Source organism: Lacticaseibacillus rhamnosus (assembly GCF_900636965.1).
In the GTDB taxonomy this organism is placed as follows: domain Bacteria; phylum Bacillota; class Bacilli; order Lactobacillales; family Lactobacillaceae; genus Lacticaseibacillus; species Lacticaseibacillus rhamnosus.
This window is the reverse complement of sequence record NZ_LR134331.1, coordinates 1,057,425-1,080,356: the sequence shown is the minus strand read 5'-3', so window position 1 is coordinate 1,080,356 and position 22,932 is coordinate 1,057,425. Positions and strand designations below refer to the sequence as shown.

25 protein-coding genes and 1 other RNA gene are annotated in these 22,932 nt (G+C 46.7%); 11 read left to right on the top strand and 15 right to left on the bottom strand.

What is annotated here, in order from left to right; translation table 11 throughout:
* The 5 genes from gatA to pcrA are packed head-to-tail and all read right to left on the bottom strand — an operon-like array spanning nt 1 to nt 7,295.
* The gene (gene gatA / locus EL173_RS05630) at nt 1-1,455 is read right to left on the bottom strand and encodes an Asp-tRNA(Asn)/Glu-tRNA(Gln) amidotransferase subunit GatA (protein WP_005688842.1); all 1,455 of its coding nucleotides are present in this window, start codon (nt 1,453-1,455) and stop codon (nt 1-3) included.
* Nucleotides 1,456-1,458: 3 nt separating this feature from the next.
* Nucleotides 1,459-1,755: an Asp-tRNA(Asn)/Glu-tRNA(Gln) amidotransferase subunit GatC gene (gene gatC / locus EL173_RS05625; RefSeq protein ID WP_005710356.1), complete on the bottom strand. Its 297-nt coding sequence runs from the start codon at nt 1,753-1,755 to the stop codon at nt 1,459-1,461.
* 51 nt (nt 1,756-1,806) lie between these two features.
* Entirely contained in the window at nt 1,807-2,958 is a 1,152-nt protein-coding gene (locus tag EL173_RS05620) for a CamS family sex pheromone protein (RefSeq protein ID WP_005688838.1), read from the bottom strand.
* A gap of 12 nt (nt 2,959-2,970) precedes the next feature.
* Nucleotides 2,971-4,995, bottom strand: coding sequence for an NAD-dependent DNA ligase LigA (gene ligA, locus EL173_RS05615; RefSeq protein ID WP_005688836.1), 2,025 nt, complete (start codon nt 4,993-4,995; stop codon nt 2,971-2,973).
* A 47-nt stretch (nt 4,996-5,042) separates the two neighbouring features.
* Entirely contained in the window at nt 5,043-7,295 is a 2,253-nt protein-coding gene (pcrA, locus tag EL173_RS05610) for a DNA helicase PcrA (RefSeq protein ID WP_005688834.1), read from the bottom strand.
* Nucleotides 7,296-7,589: 294 nt separating this feature from the next.
* Here pcrA and EL173_RS05605 point away from each other — a divergent pair, with 294 nt between their 5' ends.
* The 6 genes from EL173_RS05605 to EL173_RS05580 all read left to right on the top strand — a co-directional run bounded on the left by EL173_RS05605 (nt 7,590) and on the right by EL173_RS05580 (nt 12,008).
* Nucleotides 7,590-7,910, top strand: coding sequence for a DUF898 family protein (locus EL173_RS05605; RefSeq protein WP_005688830.1), 321 nt, complete (start codon nt 7,590-7,592; stop codon nt 7,908-7,910).
* 50 nt (nt 7,911-7,960) lie between these two features.
* On the top strand, nt 7,961-8,743 hold the full coding sequence (locus EL173_RS05600) for an SGNH/GDSL hydrolase family protein (protein WP_014571247.1): 783 nt from the start codon (nt 7,961-7,963) through the stop codon (nt 8,741-8,743).
* Between the two features lie 3 nt (nt 8,744-8,746).
* Nucleotides 8,747-9,931: a zinc-ribbon domain-containing protein gene (locus EL173_RS05595; protein ID WP_020752202.1), complete on the top strand. Its 1,185-nt coding sequence runs from the start codon at nt 8,747-8,749 to the stop codon at nt 9,929-9,931.
* A gap of 112 nt (nt 9,932-10,043) precedes the next feature.
* Nucleotides 10,044-10,226 (top strand): hypothetical protein, encoded by a 183-nt coding sequence (locus EL173_RS05590; RefSeq protein ID WP_014569414.1) that lies wholly within the window; start codon nt 10,044-10,046, stop codon nt 10,224-10,226.
* A gap of 149 nt (nt 10,227-10,375) precedes the next feature.
* Nucleotides 10,376-11,683, top strand: a complete 1,308-nt coding sequence (locus EL173_RS05585) for a Y-family DNA polymerase (RefSeq protein WP_005688823.1) — start codon at nt 10,376-10,378, stop codon at nt 11,681-11,683.
* On the top strand, nt 11,661-12,008 hold the full coding sequence (locus tag EL173_RS05580; protein ID WP_005688822.1) for a hypothetical protein: 348 nt from the start codon (nt 11,661-11,663) through the stop codon (nt 12,006-12,008). Before EL173_RS05585 ends, EL173_RS05580 begins: the two co-directional genes overlap by 23 nt.
* A 190-nt stretch (nt 12,009-12,198) precedes the next feature.
* On the opposite strand, the gene EL173_RS05575 is transcribed toward EL173_RS05580, so the two are convergent.
* The gene (locus EL173_RS05575; RefSeq protein WP_005684614.1) at nt 12,199-12,702 is read right to left on the bottom strand and encodes a hypothetical protein; all 504 of its coding nucleotides are present in this window, start codon (nt 12,700-12,702) and stop codon (nt 12,199-12,201) included.
* Nucleotides 12,703-12,726: 24 nt separating this feature from the next.
* Complete coding sequence (locus EL173_RS05570) at nt 12,727-13,161, bottom strand: ACT domain-containing protein (RefSeq protein WP_005684613.1); 435 nt, start codon at nt 13,159-13,161, stop codon at nt 12,727-12,729.
* 433 nt (nt 13,162-13,594) lie between these two features.
* On the opposite strand from EL173_RS05570, the gene EL173_RS05565 reads away from it, so the two are divergent.
* Nucleotides 13,595-13,789, top strand: coding sequence for a hypothetical protein (locus EL173_RS05565; RefSeq protein WP_005684612.1), 195 nt, complete (start codon nt 13,595-13,597; stop codon nt 13,787-13,789).
* A 73-nt stretch (nt 13,790-13,862) separates the two neighbouring features.
* Here EL173_RS05565 and EL173_RS05560 read toward each other — a convergent pair whose 3' ends face one another.
* The 4 genes from EL173_RS05560 to EL173_RS05545 all read right to left on the bottom strand — a co-directional run bounded on the left by EL173_RS05560 (nt 13,863) and on the right by EL173_RS05545 (nt 17,227).
* Nucleotides 13,863-14,396 (bottom strand): GNAT family N-acetyltransferase, encoded by a 534-nt coding sequence (locus EL173_RS05560; RefSeq protein WP_005688818.1) that lies wholly within the window; start codon nt 14,394-14,396, stop codon nt 13,863-13,865.
* A 149-nt stretch (nt 14,397-14,545) separates the two neighbouring features.
* Nucleotides 14,546-16,087 carry a sensor histidine kinase gene (locus EL173_RS05555; protein WP_005688816.1) on the bottom strand — a complete coding sequence of 514 codons (1,542 nt, stop codon included), beginning with the start codon at nt 16,085-16,087 and terminating at the stop codon, nt 14,546-14,548.
* On the bottom strand, nt 16,084-16,815 hold the full coding sequence (locus EL173_RS05550) for a response regulator transcription factor (protein WP_005684609.1): 732 nt from the start codon (nt 16,813-16,815) through the stop codon (nt 16,084-16,086). Before EL173_RS05550 ends, EL173_RS05555 begins: the two co-directional genes overlap by 4 nt.
* 16 nt (nt 16,816-16,831) lie before the next feature.
* On the bottom strand, nt 16,832-17,227 hold the full coding sequence (locus tag EL173_RS05545; protein ID WP_005688812.1) for a hypothetical protein: 396 nt from the start codon (nt 17,225-17,227) through the stop codon (nt 16,832-16,834).
* A gap of 114 nt (nt 17,228-17,341) precedes the next feature.
* On the opposite strand from EL173_RS05545, the gene ssrA reads away from it, so the two are divergent.
* The 4 genes from ssrA to EL173_RS05525 all read left to right on the top strand — a co-directional run bounded on the left by ssrA (nt 17,342) and on the right by EL173_RS05525 (nt 18,822).
* Nucleotides 17,342-17,705: a transfer-messenger RNA gene (gene ssrA / locus EL173_RS05540) on the top strand.
* Nucleotides 17,706-17,937: 232 nt separating this feature from the next.
* Nucleotides 17,938-18,306, top strand: a complete 369-nt coding sequence (mscL, locus tag EL173_RS05535) for a large-conductance mechanosensitive channel protein MscL (protein WP_005716056.1) — start codon at nt 17,938-17,940, stop codon at nt 18,304-18,306.
* 111 nt (nt 18,307-18,417) lie between these two features.
* Complete coding sequence (locus EL173_RS05530; protein ID WP_003568375.1) at nt 18,418-18,666, top strand: GlsB/YeaQ/YmgE family stress response membrane protein; 249 nt, start codon at nt 18,418-18,420, stop codon at nt 18,664-18,666.
* A 15-nt stretch (nt 18,667-18,681) separates the two neighbouring features.
* Nucleotides 18,682-18,822, top strand: coding sequence for a hypothetical protein (locus EL173_RS05525; RefSeq protein WP_003568371.1), 141 nt, complete (start codon nt 18,682-18,684; stop codon nt 18,820-18,822).
* A gap of 721 nt (nt 18,823-19,543) precedes the next feature.
* Here EL173_RS05525 and EL173_RS05520 read toward each other — a convergent pair.
* The 4 genes from EL173_RS05520 to EL173_RS05505 are packed head-to-tail and all read right to left on the bottom strand — an operon-like array spanning nt 19,544 to nt 22,930.
* A complete protein-coding gene (locus tag EL173_RS05520) occupies nt 19,544-19,885 on the bottom strand; it encodes a phage head closure protein (protein ID WP_019728375.1) in 342 nt (113 codons plus the stop codon).
* A complete protein-coding gene (locus EL173_RS05515; RefSeq protein ID WP_019728374.1) occupies nt 19,869-20,159 on the bottom strand; it encodes a head-tail connector protein in 291 nt (96 codons plus the stop codon). The genes EL173_RS05520 and EL173_RS05515 overlap by 17 nt, the downstream gene beginning before the upstream one ends.
* Before the next feature lie 55 nt (nt 20,160-20,214).
* Complete coding sequence (locus EL173_RS05510) at nt 20,215-21,759, bottom strand: phage major capsid protein (protein WP_019728373.1); 1,545 nt, start codon at nt 21,757-21,759, stop codon at nt 20,215-20,217.
* Nucleotides 21,746-22,930, bottom strand: coding sequence for a phage portal protein (locus tag EL173_RS05505; RefSeq protein WP_005716051.1), 1,185 nt, complete (start codon nt 22,928-22,930; stop codon nt 21,746-21,748). The genes EL173_RS05510 and EL173_RS05505 overlap by 14 nt, the downstream gene beginning before the upstream one ends.
* Nucleotides 22,931-22,932: the final 2 nt, after the last annotated feature.

The following is a 22,932-nucleotide window of genomic DNA, read 5'->3' as shown; positions in this document are numbered from 1 at the left end:
TTACTTGCCTCCCGGGATCTGTGCTAAGTAGTCGTTTTGCGCTTCAAAAGCTGCGGCAACTTGGAAGATCGTACTTTCATCGAAATGTTTGCCAATCAGTTGCAAGCCCACAGGCAAACCATCAACAAATCCAGCCGGAACAGAGGCAGCCGGTAAGCCAGCTAAGTTGACCGGGATCGTCAAAATATCATTCATATACATGGTAACCGGATCGGTGACTTTTTCCCCAATCTTGAAGGCAACAGTTGGCGTGGTCGGTCCAATGATTAAATCATAATCCTCGAAGACAGCTTCAAAATCCCGGGTGATTAACGTACGTACCTGCCCGGCTTTTTTGAAGTAGGCGTCATAAAAACCAGCAGACAAACTGAAGGTTCCTAACATGATCCGCCGCTTTACTTCGGGTCCAAAGCCTTCGGAACGGGAACGAACATAGACATCTTCAATGTTGTGGACATCTTTGGCACGGAAACCGTAACGAATCCCGTCAAAACGTTGTAAGTTGGAACTGGCTTCGGAACTGGCGATGATGTAATAAGATGGTACGGCATATTGGGTGTGTGGCAAGGAAACTTCTGACACGGTTGCGCCTAAAGCTTCAAGTTGCTTAGCTGCAGCTTTGATTTTAGCTGCCACTTCAGGGTCGACCCCTTCACCCAAATATTCTTTAGGCAACGCAATCTTCATGCCTTTGATTGATTGCCCGATCTTGGCCGTGAAGTCCGGTACCGGCGTATCGGCAGTGGTGCTGTCGCGTTCATCATGTCCGGCAATCACATTCAGAATCTGAGCGGCATCTTTAACCCCGCGCGTCAACGTGCCAATCTGATCCAGACTGGAACTAAACGCGATGAGCCCCCACCGGGAAACCCGGCCATAAGTTGGTTTAAAGCCGACAATGCCGTTGAAAGCAGCAGGTTGGCGAATCGAACCACCCGTGTCACTACCCAAAGCGGCAATCACTTCACCGGCCGCCACAGCCGCTGCTGATCCACCTGAAGAGCCACCGGGAACGCGGCTGTGATCCCAAGCATTTTTAGTCGTTTTGAAAGCAGAGTTTTCAGTTGAAGACCCCATCGCAAATTCATCCAGATTGGTTTTACCCACATTAATCGCACCGGCAGCGGCCAGCTTCTGCATCACCGTTGCATCATAAATGGGATTAAAGTTTTCCAGAATTTTCGAAGCGGCGGTTGTCACAACGCCTTTAGTCACGATGTTATCTTTAATCGCGATCGGCACCCCGGATAACGGCTGATCATCGGCAATACCGGCTTCGTCAATTGCGGCTGCCTGCTTCTTGGCACCGTCCGCATTTATGGCAAGGAAAGCGGCCACTTCCGGATCGATTTTATCGATACCAGCCAGCGTCTCATCAACCAACTGGCGACTGGTCAGCTTGCCAGAACGTAACTGTTCATGAAGTTGATCAAGATTCGTTTTAAAATAATCCACGCCCTAGTCCTCCTCCTTGTCAATGATCGCCGGCACTTGAATATAGGTTCCTTTTTTAGTCGGAACGTTCTTAAGCAATTCGGCGACTGGTTCGCTCGGCTTAGCAACATCCGGACGCATCACGTTCTCAAGATGAATGCTTTGGGTGGTGACTGGTACATCCTTAGTTGAAACACTTTCCAATTGTTCAACCATATCCAAAATTTCAGAAAGCTGACCGGTATACTTCTCCAAATCGGCTTCGGAAAATTGCAGCTTAGCCAGACTGGCCACGTGTGCCACACTGTCTTTTGAAATCATGCTATCCCCGCTTTCATTTTCATTATCATTCGTAGTTTACCATAGTTTCCTTTAATAACTTCCAAATACATGCGTATAAAAGCCTTTGTCCCCAGAACTTCGCGAGACAAATGCCTGGATGCCTTGGGTACTTTGAATGGTAATTTCAATTGGCACACCGGATGGCAAATACTTATTGGCGGCAGTTGAAATGTACTGCGTGAAACTTTGAATTTCCGTCAAGCCATAGAACTGAGTGTTAACGGTAATCTTCATGCCGCTTAAATTGCCATCTTCATAATGCGCCTGAGCCGTGATCCCTGCTAAGGTCGGGAAGAAGCCTTTTACCTGATTTGTAAAACTCGAAAAGTCATTGGCAACCGTACTGTTAATCGCTTTATGGTCACTGACAACCGGCAGAATTTCATTTTGCTGATTAAGTTTCTTCCAGGAACCGAGATCCGTTCCACTCTTGCTGGTCGCGTGTTCGACATAAACGCCGCCAACCAGACTATCTTGTTCGGCGTTTTTGTAAATACCTACCAAAATCGGTACATCACTCGGCACTTTTTCCATTTTGCGTAGTCGTGCGACAACTTTTGCTGCCATGGCCTCGCCTTGTTTCTTCAGCGTTGCTTCGGAAATTTCGGTTTGATATTGCGCGCCATATTCGGTCTTGGTGTAGTAATCGACCTGATTCATGCCAAGCGCAATCGCAATCCCGCCTAGTTTCATGCTATTGCCGTCTTGCACCATGAAGTCCTGCTCCAGAATCTGCTGTAGATACATCGGATTACGGGTATCAGGATCTTTCTTCCCGTTATCAACCGGATTTAAGCCATCGGGATTGCTCTTTGACTCCCGCTTAAGCCAACTTCTTGCTGTTGCCGTGCTCAATAACTGCCCTTCTTCAAACGAATATTTATCCGTTGAAAATTGGGCTTTGGCCAAACTCTCCAAGCCACTTTCCATACTCTTGATGTTAAAAGTATTTTCGCCTTGATCGTTTTGTTGCAGCATCAAACCACGTGCACTGCTGGTCTGATAGCGGCCATTCTTGATCACGCCTTGGTACATACTATTATCAACCGTTCCAGTCGTTTGGTAGCTGCCGGTTTTGGTTCCACCGGTGCTACTGCTGCCGCTGTCAAGATTTAGCTTGCCGCACGCCGCCAACAGCACAATGGCGCCTGTCAGTAAGGTTAACGTAAAAAATTTCTTCATTGATGAAGTTCCTCAATTCTTCAAGTTCGTCAACAACGCTGTCTCATCCATAATTGGAACATTCAAATCCTGTGCTTTGGTCAGTTTGCTACCAGCTGCATCCCCGGCAATGACGAGATCGGTTTTCTTCGACACTGAGCCAGTTACTTTTGCACCCAGCTGCTCTAAGCGTTTCGTCAATTCCGGCCGGGAGAACTCGGCAAACTTGCCGGTGATCACCACGGTCTTGCCAGAAACAAAACTATCGCTTACTGCCGGACGGGTTGGACCGGTATAACGCAGGTTAACACCGGCAGAGCGCAATTGTTCAACCAATTTCTTCACCGTATCCGTTTTAAAATAGGTGACAACCGCTTCGGCAATGGTTGGCCCGATATTCGGAATTGCCGCAACTTGGTCTTGGTCGGCTGCCATGAGCTCATCCAAACTGCCAAAATGCTCGGCCAGAATACGTGCCGCTTTGCCACCGACATGGCGAATGCCCAACCCAAAGATTAGGCGTTCGACAGAATTTTGCCGACTATTATTAATCGCATTTAACAAATTATTAATTGATTTTTCTTTGAACTTATCCAGCTTTTCCAAGTCAGTGGCCGTAAGTCGATAAAGATCGGCGACATCCGTCACAAGCTTCTTAGCCTGCAGTTGCGCGATGATTTTCGGACCTAATCCATCAATATTCATTGCATTACGCGAGGCAAAATGGGTCAACTGTTCTTGTACTTGCGCCGGGCACATCGGATTGATGCAGCGTAACGCCACTTCATCATCAAGGTGAACCAGTTTTTGACCGCATGATGGACATTCTTCCGGAATCGGCGCTGGTGGGGTATTGGCTGGCCGTTTTTTAACCAGTACGCGTGAAACTTCCGGGATAATATCGCCGGCTTTATGCAACATGACAGTGTCGCCGATGCGGATATCCTTATCCCGAATCATGTCGGCATTGTGCAACGTTGCCCGTGCGACTGTTGTCCCAGCCAACTGAACCGGATCCATCACCGCAGTCGGCGTCACAACCCCGGTTCGACCCACCGTCCACACGATATCGTGAATCACCGTTTTGGCTTCTTCCGGGGGAAACTTATAGGCAATTTCCCACCGCGGTACTTTGACGGTGTTTCCGAGTTGGGCCTGCAAAGCCAAGTCATTGACCTTTAGCACAATCCCATCGATTCCATACGGCAAAGCATCCCGATCACTGGTGTATTTCGTTATATAAGCATCGATCGCTTGCATATCACTAGCCACTTCGGAACTTGGATTGGTTGTGAACCCAAGATCCTGCATAAATGCGATCGCCTCATGCTGGGTTTTGACATTAAACCGATCGGCGTCAATTAACGTGTAAATAAACGTATCCAATTCACGCCCGGCAGTGATTTTAGGGTTGAGCTGTCGCAACGAACCGGCCGCAGCATTACGCGGGTTGGCAAATGGCGTGTCCCCATCTGCCTCCTTGCGTGCGTTTAATTTGGCAAACGCAGCTTTAGGCATATAGCACTCACCGCGCACTTCAAGCGATAGTGGCCGCTTCAAAGTCTTAGGCACCGAAGCAATGGTTAAAACATTTTTCGTCACATCTTCGCCGATATTACCATCGCCACGGGTGGAGCCTTGCACTAAGCGGCCATTTTCATAAATAAGCGACAAAGCAAGGCCGTCAATCTTCAATTCAACATTGTAATCAACCGCATGCCCCACATTAGCCTGCATCCGCGCATCCCATTCGCTAAGTTCTTCAAATGAAAAGACATCGCCCATTGACAGCATGGGAATCGGGTGCCGAACTTTGGCAAAATCCGAATTAATCACATCGCCAACTTGCTGCGTCGGTGAATCAGGCGTCACCAGTTTTGGAAAAGCGGCTTCTAACGCTTGCAAGTCACGATAATGATCATCATAAACATTATCTGTGACCGTTGGAGCGTCTTTGGTGTAATACTCCAAGCGCCATTGATTTAACTGTTTTCGAAGCTTGGCAATCTCGGCTTCGGCTTCTTCAAGTGTAAATTGAGCAGCTGGTTTACTTAACACGGCGAACCTCCTTATTCACTACGCGGTTAACAACCTTTCATGCATCGTTAAGCTTCAACTTTTTTAATCGGGGCAAACGCAGCTAATAACCGTTTAATCCCCATCGCTTTAAAGGCTATATCAAGTTCCTGATCGTCACCGGTGCCGGTTACTTTGACCACGGTACCGATTCCCCATTTACGGTGTTCGACTTTATCGCCGGCTTCCCAGCTTGTCTTACCGGCACCAGTGGTTGGAGCCGGTTTAACGGTTACCGGCGTCCCGGTGGTTTCAGGATGACGGCTATAAGGCGAACTAAAGGCGCGATCGGTGCGGTTGATGAACGGTATATCACTTTTCGGCTGGGCAGCACCGGAAATATCAAGCAATTCAGGATCAATTTCTTCAATAAAACGGCTCGCCGGATTATTTTGACGCTGACCATACAACATCCGGGCATAGGCATTGGTCAAATATAACTTTTGTTTTGCTCGGGTGATCCCGACGTAAGCCAATCGCCGCTCTTCTTCAAGCTCGCCTTCATCCATGGCCGCGCGACTCAACGGGAAAAGCCCTTCTTCCATGCCCACCAGAAAGACCACTGGAAATTCCAGTCCCTTAGCCGCATGCAACGTCATCAACGTCACTTCCTGGGCATCTTCTTCAACTTCATCTTGATCAGACAACAGCGCCAATTCAGCTAAAAAGTCGACAAAAATATCACTGTCTTCATTTTCTGGCTGGTAGCGCGCATCAAATCCTTGGGTCACTGACAAAAGTTCTTCAAGGTTTTCCACTCGCGTTTCGGCTTCCAAGGTGTTGGCGGCACGTAACGTCCCTAAATAACCGCTATCATCCAGAATTGCCTGCATCATTTCCGTAACGTTCAAATCTTTCCGCCGCTGACCAAGTCGTTGAATCATTTTACCGAATTGGGCTAGATTGCCGCGGGCTTTGCCTGAAATCGGACTAAGCTCAGCATTTGCCGCTGCTTCCAAGAGTGACCAATCATGCTGATTAGCAAAGGCTTCCAGTTTAGCAACACTTGTATTGCCAATCCCGCGCTTAGGTTCATTCACGATCCGATTAAAGCTCATATCATCATCCGGATTGACGACCAACCGGAAATAAGCCAAGGCATCGCGAATTTCCTTACGATCATAGAATTTATGTCCGCCCACCATTTTATAAGGAATGTTGGACTTCACGAACGCTTCTTCAATCGCACGGGATTGGGCGTTTGTCCGATATAAAATCGCAAAGTCCCCGTACTTGCGGTGATGTTCTGCCATTTCCGCTTCAATGCGGCGAATCACAAAAATGGCTTCATCGGTTTCGCTTTGAGCCCGATAATACGTGATCTTGTCGCCGGTGGCATTTTCCGTCCATAACGTTTTGGCCTGGCGATTCAAGTTGTTTTTAATCACATCATTGGCAGCACTCAGGATTGTCTTGGTTGAGCGATAATTCTGCTCAAGCAAAATGACTTGGGCTTTAGGGTAATCCTTTTTAAAGTCCAGAATGTTTTGCATATTAGCGCCGCGCCAACCGTAAATACTCTGATCGGCATCCCCGACCACGCACAGATTGTGATAACCTTCCGCCAGCATATGCACGAGGCGATATTGGGCTTCGTTCGTATCCTGATACTCATCAACGTGAATATACCGGAATTTGCGCTGGTAAAAGCCGAGCGTTTCGGGATCCTTTTCAAATAACACAATGGTCTGCATGATGAGATCATCAAAGTCCAGTGCCTGATCACTGCGCAGGCGTTTTTGATATTCCGCGTAAACTTGGGCCACAGTTTTGGTAAATGGGCTGTTGGCCTGCTCGTCTGAATAAGTTTGCGGGTCGATTAGTTCGTTTTTGGCACCCGAAATCGCGCCAAGAATCGACTTAGGATCATAACGCTTGGGATCCAGATTGAAGTCAGCCAAAATGTGCTTAACCAAAGTGAGTTGTTCGGCTGGATCAGCAATCGTAAACGCCCGATTGTAACCGAGTTTGTCAATGTCGCGCCGCAAAATACGAACACACAATGCGTGGAACGTTGAAACCCAAATATCGCGGGCAATTTCAGGATCGACCAGTTTACCCACCCGTTCCCGCATTTCCCGCGCAGCCTTGTTCGTAAACGTAATGGCAAGAATGTTCCATGGATTAACGTTTTTTTCTTCAACTAAATAAGCAATTCGGTGGGTCAAAACCCGCGTCTTGCCAGAACCGGCCCCTGCCATAATCAAAACCGGTCCTTCAGTGGCTAACACCGCCTCTGCCTGCTTATCATTCATACCCTTTAATGCGGCATCCATTACCATTTAACGAATCGTCCTTTCAGAAAAGCCAAGTGAAAAATTCCTTGACCTATTGTACCAAACTTTGGCGTTAAGCGTGAGCCAGACAATCACGATAACGCGTTCTCCGGCGCAAGGGCTTGCGTGTAAGTAGGGCTTTTGGTCGCAATGGCCACGCCCAAGGCCACTAGTTCTCCTTTACGCCCATAACGCGCTCCCCGGCGCAGGAGTCGGCTCGCGCTCACTATAGCGCATATTCATTGCGTTGCCCGATGACTCTGATACACTTAAGTAAAGAAGTTGGAGGATGCAACGATTATGGAAATGAGAAATGGACGAAATTCTTTTTTCGATGGCGGCTTATTGGCTTATATTGGCTGGGCCATTCTTGGTACAGTGATCACAATCGCCACGTTTGGCATCTGCTATCCTTGGGCGTTGACCATGTTGTATGGCTGGAAGATCAACCATACCGTGATTGAAGGCCATCGGATGCATTTTTACGGTTCCGCTGTCGGTTTATTTGGCAATTGGATTAAGTGGCTGCTGCTATCGATCATCACGCTTGGCATTTACAGTTTCTGGGTCTTTATCAAGCTAGAAGATTGGAAAGCGCGCAATACCCGATTTGTTAGCTAAAGACCATTTATAACCAGCATGTCATCAGTCGATTCAAGAAGGGTATTGGGATGAAAAAGATTTGGTTGGGATTGGGTGTTTTACTATTGTTGCTAGCGGCTGGCTGTGGGGTTTCGCGGCAAGCTGCTAAGTCAAGCCGCTCCTCTGCGCCAGTTCGCAGTCGGCAGGCCAGCGCCGCTTCAACGCCGCCGCGCCCGACCCGACTGGCGCAATTGAAGGCCAAAAGCAAAACACAGTTAGTTTATGCTCCTTTTGGCGACAGTCTTTCAGTTGGCCTTTTTGCCGATAAAAAAGCCACTCGTTTTACATCGCTTTTTGCCCGGCAGCTGGCCCGATTAACCAGCAAAACCGTCACCGAGGCCGGCATTGCGGAAGTGGGAAAAACGGCTACTAACTTGGGCGTCCCCGCTTTACCGCAACTCATTGCTCAGCATCCGGATGTGATCACTATTGAGTTTGGCACCAATGACGCTGTCGGTGGCGCAACCCCAACTGCGCTCGCTGCCTATCAACAAGCACTGACAACCATTGTCACCACGTTGCAAAAAGAAACCTCGGCACAACTGATCCTCATGACAACCTGGTCACCAAATCAAGGGCCCTACGTTAATGCCGACTTGAAATTCGATGCCGTTGTTAAAGCAGTGGGGCAAACCTACCAGGTACCGGTCGTTGACTTGGCAACCATCTGGCAAGGTCATGATGATGTCACCGGACCGGCTGGCACTGTCATTCCGGATTTCACTGCCAATGGCCCCCGGGATACGTTCCACCCTAATCAACGCGGCCATGATCAAATTGCTGCTCAACTCATTAAAACTTTGGAGGAATGATACATGCAAACACCGTTAAGATTCTGCCCTAACTGTGGGCAACCGATTAAACCGGACGATGACTTTTGCCCAAACTGCGGCTTTGATTTACGGTCAGCCCGCCTGCAAGCGCAGCAAACAAGCGAAAACGAAGCGTCCACGCCGCAACCGCCAACGACCCCTGCATCAACAACTGCAGCAGCCCCAGCGCCAACCCGACATACGCCGCACTCACATCGGCGCTGGCCATGGATTGTCGGCATTGTCGTCATCTTAATAGCCGGTTGTGCCTATTTAGCCGGCGCCGCCTATTATAGTCAAGACCGGCAAGTTGCCGAGCTTGCCGAAGAAATGACAAGCGGCGATGCTGATGATATGGCGGAAGTTGCCGTTGCCAGCGATGGAACGCCTTTGCATGAAGATGACCTCAAACCACTGGCCCAACTCATTGAGGATCGCCATTATCGCAGCCTTTTAAATACCATGATTCGGGCTAAGTCCACCAGCGGCATGGTACAGGTGGTCAAGCGAGGTCAGGAAATGCTGTTTTTCCCGAAGTATAAATTCAAGCTTGGAACCACCGCGGTAACCGTGAAGACTAACCTTAAAAACGCAGCGTTAACGCTGAATCATACGCCGGTGCAAGCTGCCAATCATAATGGTCAATACACGATCAACAATCAACTTCCGGGCCGCTATACCCTTAAACTCAGCGGCACGCATGACGGTGCTACTAAAGATTTCACCCGTGACGTGATCGTTCCCCTGAAAGGCCAAGCCGCTGCACTCACTTTAGACGCAGCAGCTGCCTCGTCCAACACCGCCTCGTCATCGTCACAGGCTTCACAAACAAGTCGTGACACTGATGACGACGATGATGATGACTATGACGACAATGGCGTGACCAAAACCAACCGCACCTACCCATCTGACACTTCAAAACGCAACGATAATCACTCAACCAGCGGCATTGTTGGCCGGTGGGAATCCGGCGATCGGGCAACGTTCAATTTCAATAGCGATGGCACATACACAGCAACTAACAACAACACCCCAAGCAACGGTACTTGGGAGGTGGTTTACCGCGATGATAATATTTTAAACATCAAATTCACGAAACCAGATGGCACCAGCGTGGTTGAACCATTTGCACTCGATGATGGCGACTTAATCGAAACCAACCTCAAGATCAAATGGGAGCGTGATTGATTCACGTTTCGATCATGCTGAACGACGGTGTTGCCTGCAGCTTAACTTGGCTATTAAGTTCGTGGTGCTATACTAATGGCAGAAGTTAACATTCAATAGCAGGAGGCGAAGTATGATGTTATCGGAAAAATGGCGGCCTTTAATCGTTACTTTGAGTGTTATCGCAGCAATCTTTACCGCCTTATTCGTTTTAGCATTCGTTACCCACGGCTGGACAGCCATTGCCCCTGATACCATGATGCACGGTTTTACATCTTGGGCTTCATCCTGGCATATGGGTGGCTGCATGCGTTAGTCAGTTAATAGTTTCAACCGATAAACTTTTGATCCACGGTGTCTTTTTTCAGGCAGCGTGGATTTTTTATTTGCGCATTGTCAACGTAAGCAGAAAATAACTTGCCTTTGCAAACATACGTTCGTATAATAGCCACAGAGGTGATTGATATGCGCTATGACTATTCGCATGAACCGCATCGCGTCATTTTTTTGATCGACAACAAGTCCTTCTATGCATCGGTTGAAAGCATCGAGCGTGGACTTGATCCACTCAAAACCGTCCTCGTGGTGATGTCCGAACAGGAAAATACGAACGGCGGTTTAATTTTAGCCACATCGCCAATGGCCAAAAAAATGTATGGTCTCAAGAGTAACGTCAGCCGGCAACGCGATTTACCTAATGAACCACATTTAATTGTCGTGCCCCCGCGTATGAACCTTTACATTAAGAAGAATCTGGCTATCAATGACATTTTTCGTCAGTTCGTTGCCGATGAAGATTTATGGCCATACTCGATTGACGAATCCATTCTCGATTTAACCCATACTTGGCGACTTTTTGGCAAGACACCACGCGCCGTTGCCAAGTTAATTCAGGCAACGGTTCACCAACAGCTCGGTTTACGCACCACTGTCGGTATGGGTGAGAATCCAGTCCAGGCCAAGATAGCACTGGATGTATACGCCAAGCACAATTCCGATTTACTCGGCGAAATTACATATGCAACGGTGCCTGAAACTATCTGGCGAATCAAGAATATGACGGATGTCTGGAGCATCGGTCACCGTACCGCCGCACATCTAGCACGAATGGGCATCACAAGTATGTATGAACTTGCTCACGCCAATCCGTACGCCTTAAAACAAGAGCTGGGCATTCTTGGCACGCAGCTTTTTGCGACCGCATGGGGCATTGATCGCACCAAGATTAGTCAGCGGATCGTCACGCGCCAGCCAAGTATCGGTAATTCTCAAGTGCTGCCACGCGATTATCGTAATCAGTTCGAAATCGAAATTGTGATTAAGGAAATCGGCGAACAAGTGGCCGCCCGCTTGCGTCATCACCGCAAACGGGCCGGTGAAATCACACTTGGAATTGGCTTTTCATACGCTGAGAGCCAAGCAGACGGTCGCACTGGGTTTTCACAAGCTAAACGAATGCTGCCAACGAATCGCGACTCAGATATCGTGACGACTTTACGCGAAATTTTTCGCGATAACTGGCATGGCGAAGTCGTTCGTAATGTAGCAGTCTACACCTCCCGCTTGGCCCCGGACACCGGCGAACAACTCAATTTTTTTGAACCGATCGATCAGCAAATCAAGGCAACAAACCTGGAACGAACGCTTGATGCGATCCGCAATCGATTCGGCTTTAAAGCACTCGTCTACGCCAAAAGCGCCATGCACGGCGGTACCGCCATTCAGCGCGCATCACTTGTAGGAGGCCATAATGGTGGCAATAGCTATGACTAACGATCTCAAGATTATCATGGAACGATTGACCCCGTTATTTAAACGGCGCCGGAAAACACGGTACTGGATTTCACTTGTCAACCAGACCTACACGCCGGCATTTAACTTCTTTTTTAACATCCAACCAAAAGATCAACGCCTGCGTTCCATCCCCTTGCACAGCCTGCACAACTATGATCTGGCGCAATTAGAGCTTTTTATCGGCTTACTGCGGCAACAGACCCGCCTAACCATTGAATTCATCGGTTTCGAGGAACTGCGCTGGCCGCGAACCAATCGGCTCATTCAACGACGCCCACGTGCAGACGAAACGTGGCCCAATTAAGCGATCCGACACTTTTTATCATGCCGATTGGTAACGGTGCCAAGGTTTAGTGCTTCGTTTTACTGAACCCATTAGCTGAAAAAAGACCTTAGCGCAACTGAAATTGTTAAACGCTAAGGCCAATTTTTTAAACATGCTATTTCCGGTTTCGAGAACATCCCAAAACGGTGAACTTACCTTCGATTATTTGTTAATAAGCAATGGTATATGAATGACGTTTATCTAAGACAAAAGCCTCTGCCATCTCCGGACCGTGTTGCGCGAGAATCTGGTCTGCCAGATACGCTTGAAGATCTTCATGAAAATACGTCTCTAAACCAAAACTCCACGCTTGAAAAACATGTTTTCCCTGACGACGCCCAGCTTTGTAATTTTCATAAATAGCATGGTAGATCGCGCGCCCAGTTAAATGAACCCTCACCGGAAGGACTAAGCGTTCACCGCCGCGCTGAAATCGGGCATTAACTGTCCGGAAAGTCATAAATCGAATAATGAGCAAGACACTTGGAATCATAATGCCCAACCCTACCAATGCAACAAAAATAGTGCCCATTACAAAACCAACGGCACTGACTGCCAAAGCACCCGAAATAACAACGCTCAGGCCAATGACAAACAAAATCAATAATAGCGCCGGAAATAAAGCAACTCCGGCTACTAACACCCAGAGCAATAATTTAAATGCGATTTTCATAAAGCCTCCAAAAAAACATGCCGCTTATTCTACCGAAATCAGATGAACATCACTGACGCCGCGAATATCGCCAAGTTTGGTTACTAAATCATCAATGGTCCCTTGCAGTGCCGAAATATCAAATGAGATCACAACACTAGCCCAATTATGGATTGGAATATTCTGGTTAATCGTCACGATGCTGGCCTGTGCATGCGATATGACCGTCAAAACTTCTGACAAAATACCGCGATCGTGATGGAGCATTAATGAAATGACCGCCTTTCGCGATGCCATTTCATGATCAGGCAGGAAAACATAATCTTTGTACTTGTAATAGGTGCCGCGAGAAATGCCAACTTGCTTAACCGCCTCGCTGACCTGTTTAACTTCACCATTTTGGAGTAAGGTTCGTGCGGCAATCACTTTGCCAACCACATCTGGAAGAATTGAACTGTCAACAATATAAAACTGCTTCACGCAAAATCCCCCCAAAATAATTGACAGCCACCACACCTTACGAACTACCTGATAGCCGTTTGAATATGTTCATATTGTAACAGTCATTGTCACTTCTGCAAAGTAATCGTTAAACTGTAACCGACTTGACATGTTGTGATACCTAATAAACCCTGTCGTTTAAAAGATTTCGCCAGGCCATGAATCATCAACCGAATCAATCGTTAAATGGACACATATGCAACGATCATCACAGCAACTCACAGGTAAGGGCTTTAAACTCAAGGATTTTTGCAGTAGGCTGATGGTGACTTTTTATTAAGAAAATATGATGATTTTGACGGGCGTAGAAACCTGCGTGTAGAGGTTGGAAAATTTCCACGCGTCAGGGCTCCACACCTGCTAGTTTCGAAACGCAATCAGTTAGTTAAGACCCAAAAAAGAAGGCTTTTAAATGAAGGCACGGCAACCCTATCATCTGTCATGGCAACTATTGACAGCAGTCATTATCATTGGTTTCGTCATCTTTGTAGAATATTGGCCACATGTCACTGACAACACACTAATGGGCGGTGCTTTGGTCAGTGGCGGCCTGTGTATCGGCACCTTACATAAGGCACATCAATCAGCCCACCACAAAGAAAAGTAATGTTTGAAGGCAACGACCAGCAAAATAAGCTGCAGAGTAACCTGCAACTTATCAACGGATTCAATTAATTTGTCTAGTTTGGCATTTTGGCAAGAAATGGGCGTGCATAATTGACTTTCCCGTGCACACTGGCTAGAACACCGGGCACGAGTTCCTTAATGAGATGATCTTCGGCAACAATCGAAAATGGCGGTTCAAGTTTGTAGGCGGCTGCTTTACGAAATCCGAACCGGCCGAAGAATTGACGATCACCAATCGCACTGACAAAATCGCGGCGTAGATCGGTTGCCCGCATATCAAGCTCAGAGACAATGGCCGTGCCTAAACCGCTCCCTTGATACGCCGGTGCGACTGCTAACGGCCAAAGTGCTACTCCGTTCATATGCGCATCCGGCGTAATCGTTGCCGCCGTCATGAGCCCATAGCCGACTAAATGTCCATCAATCATGGCAACGACTTCTAAAGCCGCTTCATAATCAGTGGTTCGCCTCAATTCTGCTACGAGCGCTGCTTCGTCATGATAGCCGCGCTTACTGGCGCTAAATGCGGTATGCAATAATGCGTCTACATCAGCAAAATCACTCTGCTGTATTCGTCGGATGGTCATAAGGGTCTCCTTTTTAGTGCTTATTTGTTTGCTTCACACTGCTTGAGGGGCGTTTGGGGATCGGCGCCCAATAAATGTGATTTGCTTTTACCTATCAAAAATCATGTCTGACGCTTCACTATCCACCCGCACGTCCAGAAAAGCTACTGTTACTCGGACTTGGGATGGTCGTTTGATGCAGCGTCAGTTTCTTTGGACGCACCGGCTGTCGATGACGTTGTGCTTGACGATGATTTTGTTCCCGGCTGCTTTTGTTTAGGTGCCGTCGCCTCATCCGGGAAGATTAAGGTGAAGGTCGTTCCTGAACCCAACTTGGAATCCACCTCAATTGTTCCGCCATGTAAGCCCATTAATTGATGAACAATGGCCATACCAAGTCCGGATTCGCCGTATTTCGTATTTTTGCGTGATGGGTCGGCTTTGTAATAGCGTTCCCAGATATTCTTCATTTGATCTTTGGACATGCCGATACCGGTATCACTGACGGTAAATTCGGTTTGGTGATACCCTAATTTACCGCCAATCGTAATCTGCCCGTTTTTGGTGAATTGAACCGCATTTTGGACAATGTTAAACAGAATCTGGACAAAACGATCATGGTCAGCGTAGGTCGGTAATTGGGCTGGCGCTTTAATCGTAATGGTATCGCCTGCTTCTTCGGCCTTTTGCGTTAGCTGCTCGGTAATGTTGTCAAGATCTTTACGGGCATTAAACGTGTGCTTGCTTAAAAGAATCTGATTGGTGCGAATCTTTTCGTAATCAAGGTTTTCATTGACCAATCTAATCAGCCGATTCGTTTCATTGCGCATCAATTCGATACTTTTCCCTTTGCTTTCTTCAGGGATCGCATCGTAAGCCAACCCTTCCAACAAGCCATTAATCGTTGTCAGCGGGGTACGCATTTCATGTGCTGCATCCGCCATGAACTGACGCCGGCGATCTTCTTGCCGTTGGATTTCCTGTTGGCTTGCTTTTAACGAGTTCACCATATCGCGAAAATCATCCGCTAATTCGGCCACTTCATCATGGCTGCGGCTTTTCATTTTAACGGTCACGTCATAATTACCTTCCGCAACCTGATGCGTCGCCTGACGTAACTGATTAATGCGACGAACCTGATAAGAAGCAATGAAGTAACTAATGATGAAAGCTGCTAATGTTGATAGCACAAATGCGATCAACAAATTGTGTTCGGTTTTGTTAATCGAACTTTGGATCTGCTCTACCGGCGCAAATGCAGCAATGACAAATAACAGTTTTTCACTTAAGAAAACCGGCTGATAATAAATCGTCATGCTTTGTGCGCTACCGCTAATCGGATTCGTCATCATTTCCGGCACTGCCACTGCTGATCCCTGCTTCAACTTTTTCCAATAACTCGCTTTAATCGCAGTCATCCGACCCTTTTGCGAAACGGGATATTTTGCAACGTTATTCGCATCATAAATAACAAAATGAACATGCTGATCACTCAAAATTTCTTCGGCATTCTGAATAAACCGCGCATTGATGACATACGTATTTTCGTCAACCGCGTTATTTTTCAAAACATCCGTATACTGTTCAAGTTGTTTGAACCCATTTTCCCAAACCGTATTGGTGGTTGAGCGAATAAACAGAATCGACACGATCACCAGCGTCACCATGATGACCGAAAAAAAACCGATTAGCTGTTGATAAAGCATTTTCATTGATCAAGCCCCGAATCATCAAACTTATACCCAACGCCCCAGACTGTTTGAATGATTTGTGGACCGACTTTTTCAATTTTTTGACGTAATTTTTTGATATGCGCATCAACGGTTCGTTCATCGCCATAGTATTCATAGTCCCAGACCAGCTGCAGCAGCTGTTCGCGTGAGAAAACCTGTTTGGGACTCTTGGACAAGGTATGCAACAAATCAAATTCTTTGGGCGTTAACCCTTCGATCTGTTTGCCGTTCAAATAGGCTTCCCTAGTCTTTGTGCTGAGTTTAAAGTGATCGGTTTCAACATCAAACCCGTCTGCTTTAGTTTCCGGCGTTGCTTGTTCCGCGCCAGCTTCGGCTCCAACCTCGGCGCGCCGATGCAAAGCCTTAATCCGCGCAATTAATGTAATCGGCGAAAACGGCTTGGTGACATAATCATCAGCGCCGAGCTCTAACCCCAAAACCTGATCACTTTCGGTATCACGCGCAGTTAGCATAATTAGCGGCACTGTTTCGCTAATTTGCCGAATTTCCTTAGCCACCTGCATCCCGTCCATTTTCGGCAGATTCAGATCAAGCGTAATGATATCAAAGCTGTCAGGTGCCTCTTTGAATTTCGCCAGTCCTTCTTCACCATCATAGGCGTTGACAACTTCCCATTTTTCTTTTTGGAAGAACATGGCCATCATTTCGGCCACACTTGTATTATCTTCAATCATTAATAGTTTCACTGCTGAATCCCTCATTTCACAGATCTTTAAAACCTTTACGGCGTTTAGGCCTTGGCGCATCATCCGGCGCAACATAATCATACGGCAGCGCATCGTGTGCCTCCAGATAATGCTTCAGTCGACTTTCGGTATAAACAAAACCGGGCAAGAATAACAAAACAGCCAGAAAAAGCCAGATAATAAAATAGTTATCCCACGCTAACCGGTGAATTGCCCAGCCAGCAAGTCCTTCAACGGCGCCTGTGGCAATTAACGCCTGATAAAACCACCTTTGTGCCAACCGAAAACTATCAGCGTTGACACTGGCGAGATACGATGTGTAGCCCCACAGGCCGGTTTGATGACGCGGTCGAAAAATAGCAAGAAGGATGCCCATTAGTAATTGCATGCATCCTGCAACAAGTAAGATCATAGACATGCCCCCATAAAAATAGCTTAAAACCTAAGTGTGCGTCAGTACAATGATAACTGCAAATGTTTTGACAAGTTTAATTATACCGTGGTAATATATCATTTGCACCTTCTTGGGGGTGTAATGGTCTCGACATTGCTTTTCGCGCATGCGGTGCACCTCGGAGGCTCGGCTCCGTCATCAACGGAACAGTTAATATAACTGCAAAGAACGAAAATTCTTACGCTTTAGCTGCTTAATAACCAGCTAGCGTGATCCTTCCGACTTCGCTCAAGGGTCGGGTCTGGGTCTCAAATCATTGAGCTACGGTTGATGTTGCCACCTGAGGCATCAACAAGAGACTAGTAGGTTAGCTGCCTTGTGTTAGCCTTGTCGGTTGGCGCGACATCGCAGCGAATTTTAAATAAATCGGCTATGGGTGTAGAGCCGCATGTAGCAGGGGTGATGGACAGGAGTTCGATTCTCCTCACCTCCACTTATCATTATCATTAGCTTTCATCGGTGTTCAAAATGCCGATGTAACAGCATTTTATGTTTGGCAGATAGTCGCTGATTATCATTAGTTGGTAACATCAGGTAACATTTAGGTAACATTTTAATCTGCTAGGCAGGCGGTGGTCGTCCATTATGGACGGCTATTTTTTCGCTTTCAGAAAATTCTATCGTCTGCTATACTATGGTGCGTTACATAAATTTTGGAGGCGAACAATATGATTAAGGAATTTCGGGACTTTATTATGCGAGGCAATGTTCTTGACTTAGCCGTTGGTGTTATTGTTGGGGGCGCTTTTACTTCTGTGGTAACTTCACTGACTAAGAACTTAATAAATCCAATTATTTCAATGTTTGCAGGAAAGACTGATTTAAGTGGTCTGTATTTTACACTATTTAATGCCAAGTTCAAGTACGGTAACTTCTTGAACGATGTCATTAACTTCTTGATAGTTGCATTTGTTGTCTTCCTTCTTGTCAAAGCCGTCAATCGAATTATGCCCGCAAAGAAGAGCGATGTTCCCACAGTATCAAAAGAAGAGCTGCTGCTTACACAAATACGTGACTTGCTTCAAAACAGCAAATGATTGCATACGTAATCCTAAGCTGCTAAGGCTGATTATTTTACATTCTAATGGTTGTGTGTCTATAATTAAATTGTGCAATAGATATTCAATTTAATTGAAGGAGGAATTATTATGCATTTTCTTTGGGCTTTAATTGTTGGTGCTATTATTGGTGCAATTGCTGGTGCTATCACTAGCAAAGGAAAATCGATGGGCTGGTTTGCTAATATCATCGCAGGGTTAGTAGGTTCTGCTATTGGTGAAGGGCTTTTAGGCCATTGGGGGCCACAACTAGCAGGAATGGCTTTGATTCCATCAATTATCGGGGCAATTATTGTTGTTGCCGTAGTCTCCTTCTTTGTTGGCAGATCCAAAGACTGATAGGAGGACAACTTTATGGACGCTTTAAAAGCTGCATTTAAGTTTATGGTTGCTAGTACTCTAATCGTTGGCGGTGTTTTAGTTGCAGGTACAGTCTTCGCAGCTAAGGGCATTGATAATGCTGGAGATAAACTACAAGAAAAGCTACATGACTAACACAAAATAGCCACTTCGCTATGAGGTGGCTATTTTTGTATCCATTGACTAGGTTGACTAGGTGACTATTTGTCACTTGCTTCCCATAAGCAGGTCAATATTTTTGACTTGGATAGCAAGACACGAAATTCGGGGCCTGTTAGTTGCTTCAATATTATCGAGCGATCATTGAATATCAGAGGGGGTCGTGTTTTGCGACCCCCATTTATATTGCCAGAACGACCATACTCAAGGCAAACTTGTTCAGCTTGCACCAGAATGCGTCTGTCAGCACAACAACGAGCTGTGTATTTACAGATACACACCAAACATTTCAGTTCAATTAGATTGACCTATTTCGCTATCGTTTTGAATGATAGCAGATTATAATAGGCCATTTTGAAAGACCTGAAAGTGGGTTTGAGCCACTTAGAACTTTTCCAGCACAACAAGCAAACATCTCAGTGTGCTTGAGCCATTGAGAACTTTTTCAGCACACAAAAAAACGGGCATCTCTGCCCGCTTCGCCCAATGATATTGCTACTTTAGATGAAAAAAATGAAACAAGTCAAGGAAAACTATGACTATCGTATCAGCGAGGGTTGAGGAAGGTCCTTCACTTGCTACGAGAAATCAATCTGACTTGGTCTATAAAATGCGCCACCGGTTAGCTATGCCGTGCGTCGGTTAAAACGGATCTACCCGCTTATCGCCTAGGACTATCCTAATTATAAGTTAAAACTTATTTATTGGCAACTGGTTTCCCTATAATCGTTGTCCATTGTTTTTTGGCTGTGTCCGGTGTCAGTTTCACGATGTCGTACTGCTTTCCCTGCCATTCAATGCACCATGAGTTAAGGATAGTTTCTGGCTGATCATACCGAATAACAAAGGTCACCGTATCTTCGAGCTTCGTCCCAACTGACGCCTTCACTTCGCTTAAATATTGGCTTAACACAAGTGCCCATGTCGTGAAGTGCTCTTTCCTGACGTTGCTCACAGGAACCCCATTTACATTACCCATCGTGTAGCTCACTAAAGTAATGGGTTCATTTAGTTGGCTGATGCTATTTACCAGTGGCATAGTCAACACCCCGCAATTGCTGAATCATGCTCACAACGCTATCTGGTACATACGTTGCCCCATCGACACCACGGTTAATATACCAGTGTTGTGCTAACAACGAGACAGCAAAGTCAAAACGAGGATCATCTCCAAAGTTTTCATCCGTAAGGGTCTGGTCAACCGCGCTAATCACGAACTGCTTTGCCGTCAACAAGTAGGCTGACAACATAGCATCATCTTCGTTGTGGCTAATGCGCAGTGCTCTCTTTAAATCTTCTGTGGTAACACTCATGTGTTCATCTCCTATATAAAAATAGGGGCGTACCCTAAGGCACACCTCCACTAAATTATGCTGCTGGCGTGGCTGCTACCGGTGTAATGTCAACAATTCGAGCAGCGTCTGGATCAACCACTTCATAGTCGTTGCGGATGACAACAGCCAAGCCTTGGCTATAACTGTCGAACCGTTCCCACTGGGTGTTGACTTCGTTCTTTTGGGCTAAGAAAATTGCTTGAGCAAAGTCCCCGATGATGATCCGATAGGTGCCCGCCTTATCAGTCGGCAATACTTTGTTAGCAATCACGATCACCGGCGCCCCAAATAGTTGCTTGCCTGATGGTGCCGTGATGGACGGTTGTAACAAGTAGCGGCCTTCGCTGTCTTTCAGGGTATCAAGGTAGTTGAAAGCGTCCTGATTGACAATAACAGACAAGGACAATGCTGGGTCTAGCTCAATATTGAAGGTTTTCTTGAGGTCATCGAGACCAGTACCTGTGATGTGCTTGAAGTTATCGTTGGTTCCCGTCTTGCCAGTCAGAACACTGATAATGTTGCTATTGTCCGTGTTTTGTACCAGCTTCTTGAGTTGATTCTTAACCTCGGCAACAATATCAACTTCACTGTCTTCTACCAGTTCATTAGACAGATAAATCTTGCCAGCACGGCTAGCAACTTTGTAGTCAACGCCACGGAATAGGTTTGAATCGATATCTGGAATGTCTGCGAGTTCTGCCTTTGTGGCTAAGACACCATTGTTAGTGAGGGCAATCGGGTACGTGCCGACGGGGGTTCCAACTTGCTTCACAGTGACATATTTAGCCAGATCGTAATCAGATTCTTTTAGATCGAATACGTCATTGATGACTTCTTTTGGTACGACCGCACCAGCAGTGGTTGTCGTTATGCCGTCACGTTGTTCACCCATGCTGCGGATGTAGTCTTCGTAAGCGCGGGATTCGGTATGTTCTTTGTTGTCGATAATAGTTTTTTCGGTCATGGTTTTATCTCCTTTTTCTGGTTGTTCAGTATTAGTTTTAAGCCACTCAGTGTAGCTGCGTTTGTCCACTTGGACGTTGGTATCGTCATACGCTGGAATAGCTACCAGTGAGACGTCAAACAAGCTCTTTACTTGCTTGATGGTACGGATCACTTGCCCGCTGTCGTCCTTAGTGAACGTGTCACCGTCTGGCGCAGCATTGAAAGTAAAACTCATGGCTGACAGATTACCAGCTTGGACGTTGTTATAGGCATCGTTGGCTGTGGTCGTATCGGGTAAGGTTGCTTCAAACTGCAAGCCTTTATCATCCACATTTAAGGTCAAGGTGCCGGCCTTGGTGCTGGCTAAGACTTGGCTAAAATCATGGTTTGAAACCATATAGACGTCTGATAAGTCCACATCATCGAAGGCGTGCGGATCAACAACTTCTTTAAAGCCACCGAGGTCTTTACTTGGGCTATTGAAAACTACTGCATAACCACTTAGTTTCTTTGGACTGCTAGTGGTGTCTTTCTGTTGTTGTGTGTCTGGATCGTCTTGGCCTTTGCTGTCGTCTGCTTTGGCAGTTAGACCAGCGTTAGGATTCAGACGTTTTTCTACGTCATCTTGATTCATTTTCTGGATCACTCCTTTGTCTTGTGTTTTGATAGTTTGTCAGGTTGCTTAGTGGCGTGTAGTTCAGACTGGCCATAATCTCATCTCCACCGGTAATTGGCGGCAGGTTTAACTTGGCTCGTGCTTCATTAGTGGTCAGAACACCGCCTTGTAGCCCCTTAACTGCTAGTTCTTGCATCGTGGCTGGGTCCGCTGAAAACAGCTTGTCAGTGTTGAAGCTGTACCGGTTGTCACCTGTGGACAGTTTGGCATCCATCTCACTTGTGAAGCAGGTAAAATACTGAATCAGCGTGTTTTGCAAGTACATCACGTTAGACTGTACGGCATTTGAGTGCTCGCTTTCGATACCCAGCCGATCCAGTGGTAACCCGAACGCTTTGGCAATCTGCTTCGTGGTCCAATCGCTAGAATTGACTAGATTCAGCACGTCAGTATTAACTTCGAGTTGCTTGTAATCCATATCATTGTCCAGAATGATGGTCTTTAGGGCATTATCACCACTATTGGCAGCTTCAAATTTATTCCGGATGTTTTCTTTGGCCTTACTGTCTAGCTGGGTCTTGTTGACTTTAAGAATGCCTGTCCCTTGAACACCGGTGTTAAAGAATCCCTTCAGCAACGCATGCCCAGACTTTTGTACCCCAACCTCATCATGGAGGCTATAAAGTGGCGATATTCCTTTGTAACCGTCTTGTGTGAAGCACTTGAAGTGTAAGACCTCGCTGGCATTTAAACGCTGTGAGCGACCGCTGTCAGGCGTGTATTCGTAGCTGATAATGCCGGTCGTATCGTCTTGTTTAACCACCATCTGGCTGTTAGGGACCAACTCGAAGCCAGTAACTTGTCCGCTGGGATTCTTAGTAACCCGTGCAAAGCTGTTACCATTCAGCAGCATGTTAGCAGCTAGGGCAAACTTGAATGCCCACGCGGTCATGTGGTCATTGGGTGCCTTGTTAAGAAGCACGCTGATGCGCTTGTCACTGTATTCAATCGGATTAGTTGCAAGATCACTGGCAATCACGCGCACGGCCGTAAACACATCCGAATTACGTAAAGCACCAATTCCCACATATAGGCCGCTGTCGTTACTGGTCATGCTGACAAGCGCATCTAAGAACGGGTCGCTGTTGTCATCGCGTGGTTGTGTCGCGCTATTCGTGAAAAAGCTCATTG

Coding starts and splice junctions, on each gene's coding strand:
- gatC (WP_005710356.1), bottom strand. CDS start 1,755: ATGATTTCAAAAGACAGTGTGGCACACGTGGCCAGTCTGGCTAAGCTG.
- EL173_RS05620 (WP_005688838.1), bottom strand. CDS start 2,958: ATGAAGAAATTTTTTACGTTAACCTTACTGACAGGCGCCATTGTGCTG.
- pcrA (WP_005688834.1), bottom strand. CDS start 7,295: ATGGTAATGGATGCCGCATTAAAGGGTATGAATGATAAGCAGGCAGAG.
- EL173_RS05605 (WP_005688830.1), top strand. CDS start 7,590: ATGGAAATGAGAAATGGACGAAATTCTTTTTTCGATGGCGGCTTATTG.
- EL173_RS05600 (WP_014571247.1), top strand. CDS start 7,961: ATGAAAAAGATTTGGTTGGGATTGGGTGTTTTACTATTGTTGCTAGCG.
- EL173_RS05595 (WP_020752202.1), top strand. CDS start 8,747: ATGCAAACACCGTTAAGATTCTGCCCTAACTGTGGGCAACCGATTAAA.
- EL173_RS05590 (WP_014569414.1), top strand. CDS start 10,044: ATGATGTTATCGGAAAAATGGCGGCCTTTAATCGTTACTTTGAGTGTT.
- EL173_RS05585 (WP_005688823.1), top strand. CDS start 10,376: ATGCGCTATGACTATTCGCATGAACCGCATCGCGTCATTTTTTTGATC.
- EL173_RS05580 (WP_005688822.1), top strand. CDS start 11,661: ATGGTGGCAATAGCTATGACTAACGATCTCAAGATTATCATGGAACGA.
- EL173_RS05575 (WP_005684614.1), bottom strand. CDS start 12,702: ATGAAAATCGCATTTAAATTATTGCTCTGGGTGTTAGTAGCCGGAGTT.
- EL173_RS05565 (WP_005684612.1), top strand. CDS start 13,595: ATGAAGGCACGGCAACCCTATCATCTGTCATGGCAACTATTGACAGCA.
- EL173_RS05560 (WP_005688818.1), bottom strand. CDS start 14,396: ATGACCATCCGACGAATACAGCAGAGTGATTTTGCTGATGTAGACGCA.
- EL173_RS05555 (WP_005688816.1), bottom strand. CDS start 16,087: ATGAAAATGCTTTATCAACAGCTAATCGGTTTTTTTTCGGTCATCATG.
- EL173_RS05545 (WP_005688812.1), bottom strand. CDS start 17,227: ATGATCTTACTTGTTGCAGGATGCATGCAATTACTAATGGGCATCCTT.
- mscL (WP_005716056.1), top strand. CDS start 17,938: ATGATTAAGGAATTTCGGGACTTTATTATGCGAGGCAATGTTCTTGAC.
- EL173_RS05530 (WP_003568375.1), top strand. CDS start 18,418: ATGCATTTTCTTTGGGCTTTAATTGTTGGTGCTATTATTGGTGCAATT.
- EL173_RS05525 (WP_003568371.1), top strand. CDS start 18,682: ATGGACGCTTTAAAAGCTGCATTTAAGTTTATGGTTGCTAGTACTCTA.
- EL173_RS05520 (WP_019728375.1), bottom strand. CDS start 19,885: ATGCCACTGGTAAATAGCATCAGCCAACTAAATGAACCCATTACTTTA.
- EL173_RS05515 (WP_019728374.1), bottom strand. CDS start 20,159: ATGAGTGTTACCACAGAAGATTTAAAGAGAGCACTGCGCATTAGCCAC.
- EL173_RS05510 (WP_019728373.1), bottom strand. CDS start 21,759: ATGAATCAAGATGACGTAGAAAAACGTCTGAATCCTAACGCTGGTCTA.
- EL173_RS05505 (WP_005716051.1), bottom strand. CDS start 22,930: ATGAGCTTTTTCACGAATAGCGCGACACAACCACGCGATGACAACAGC.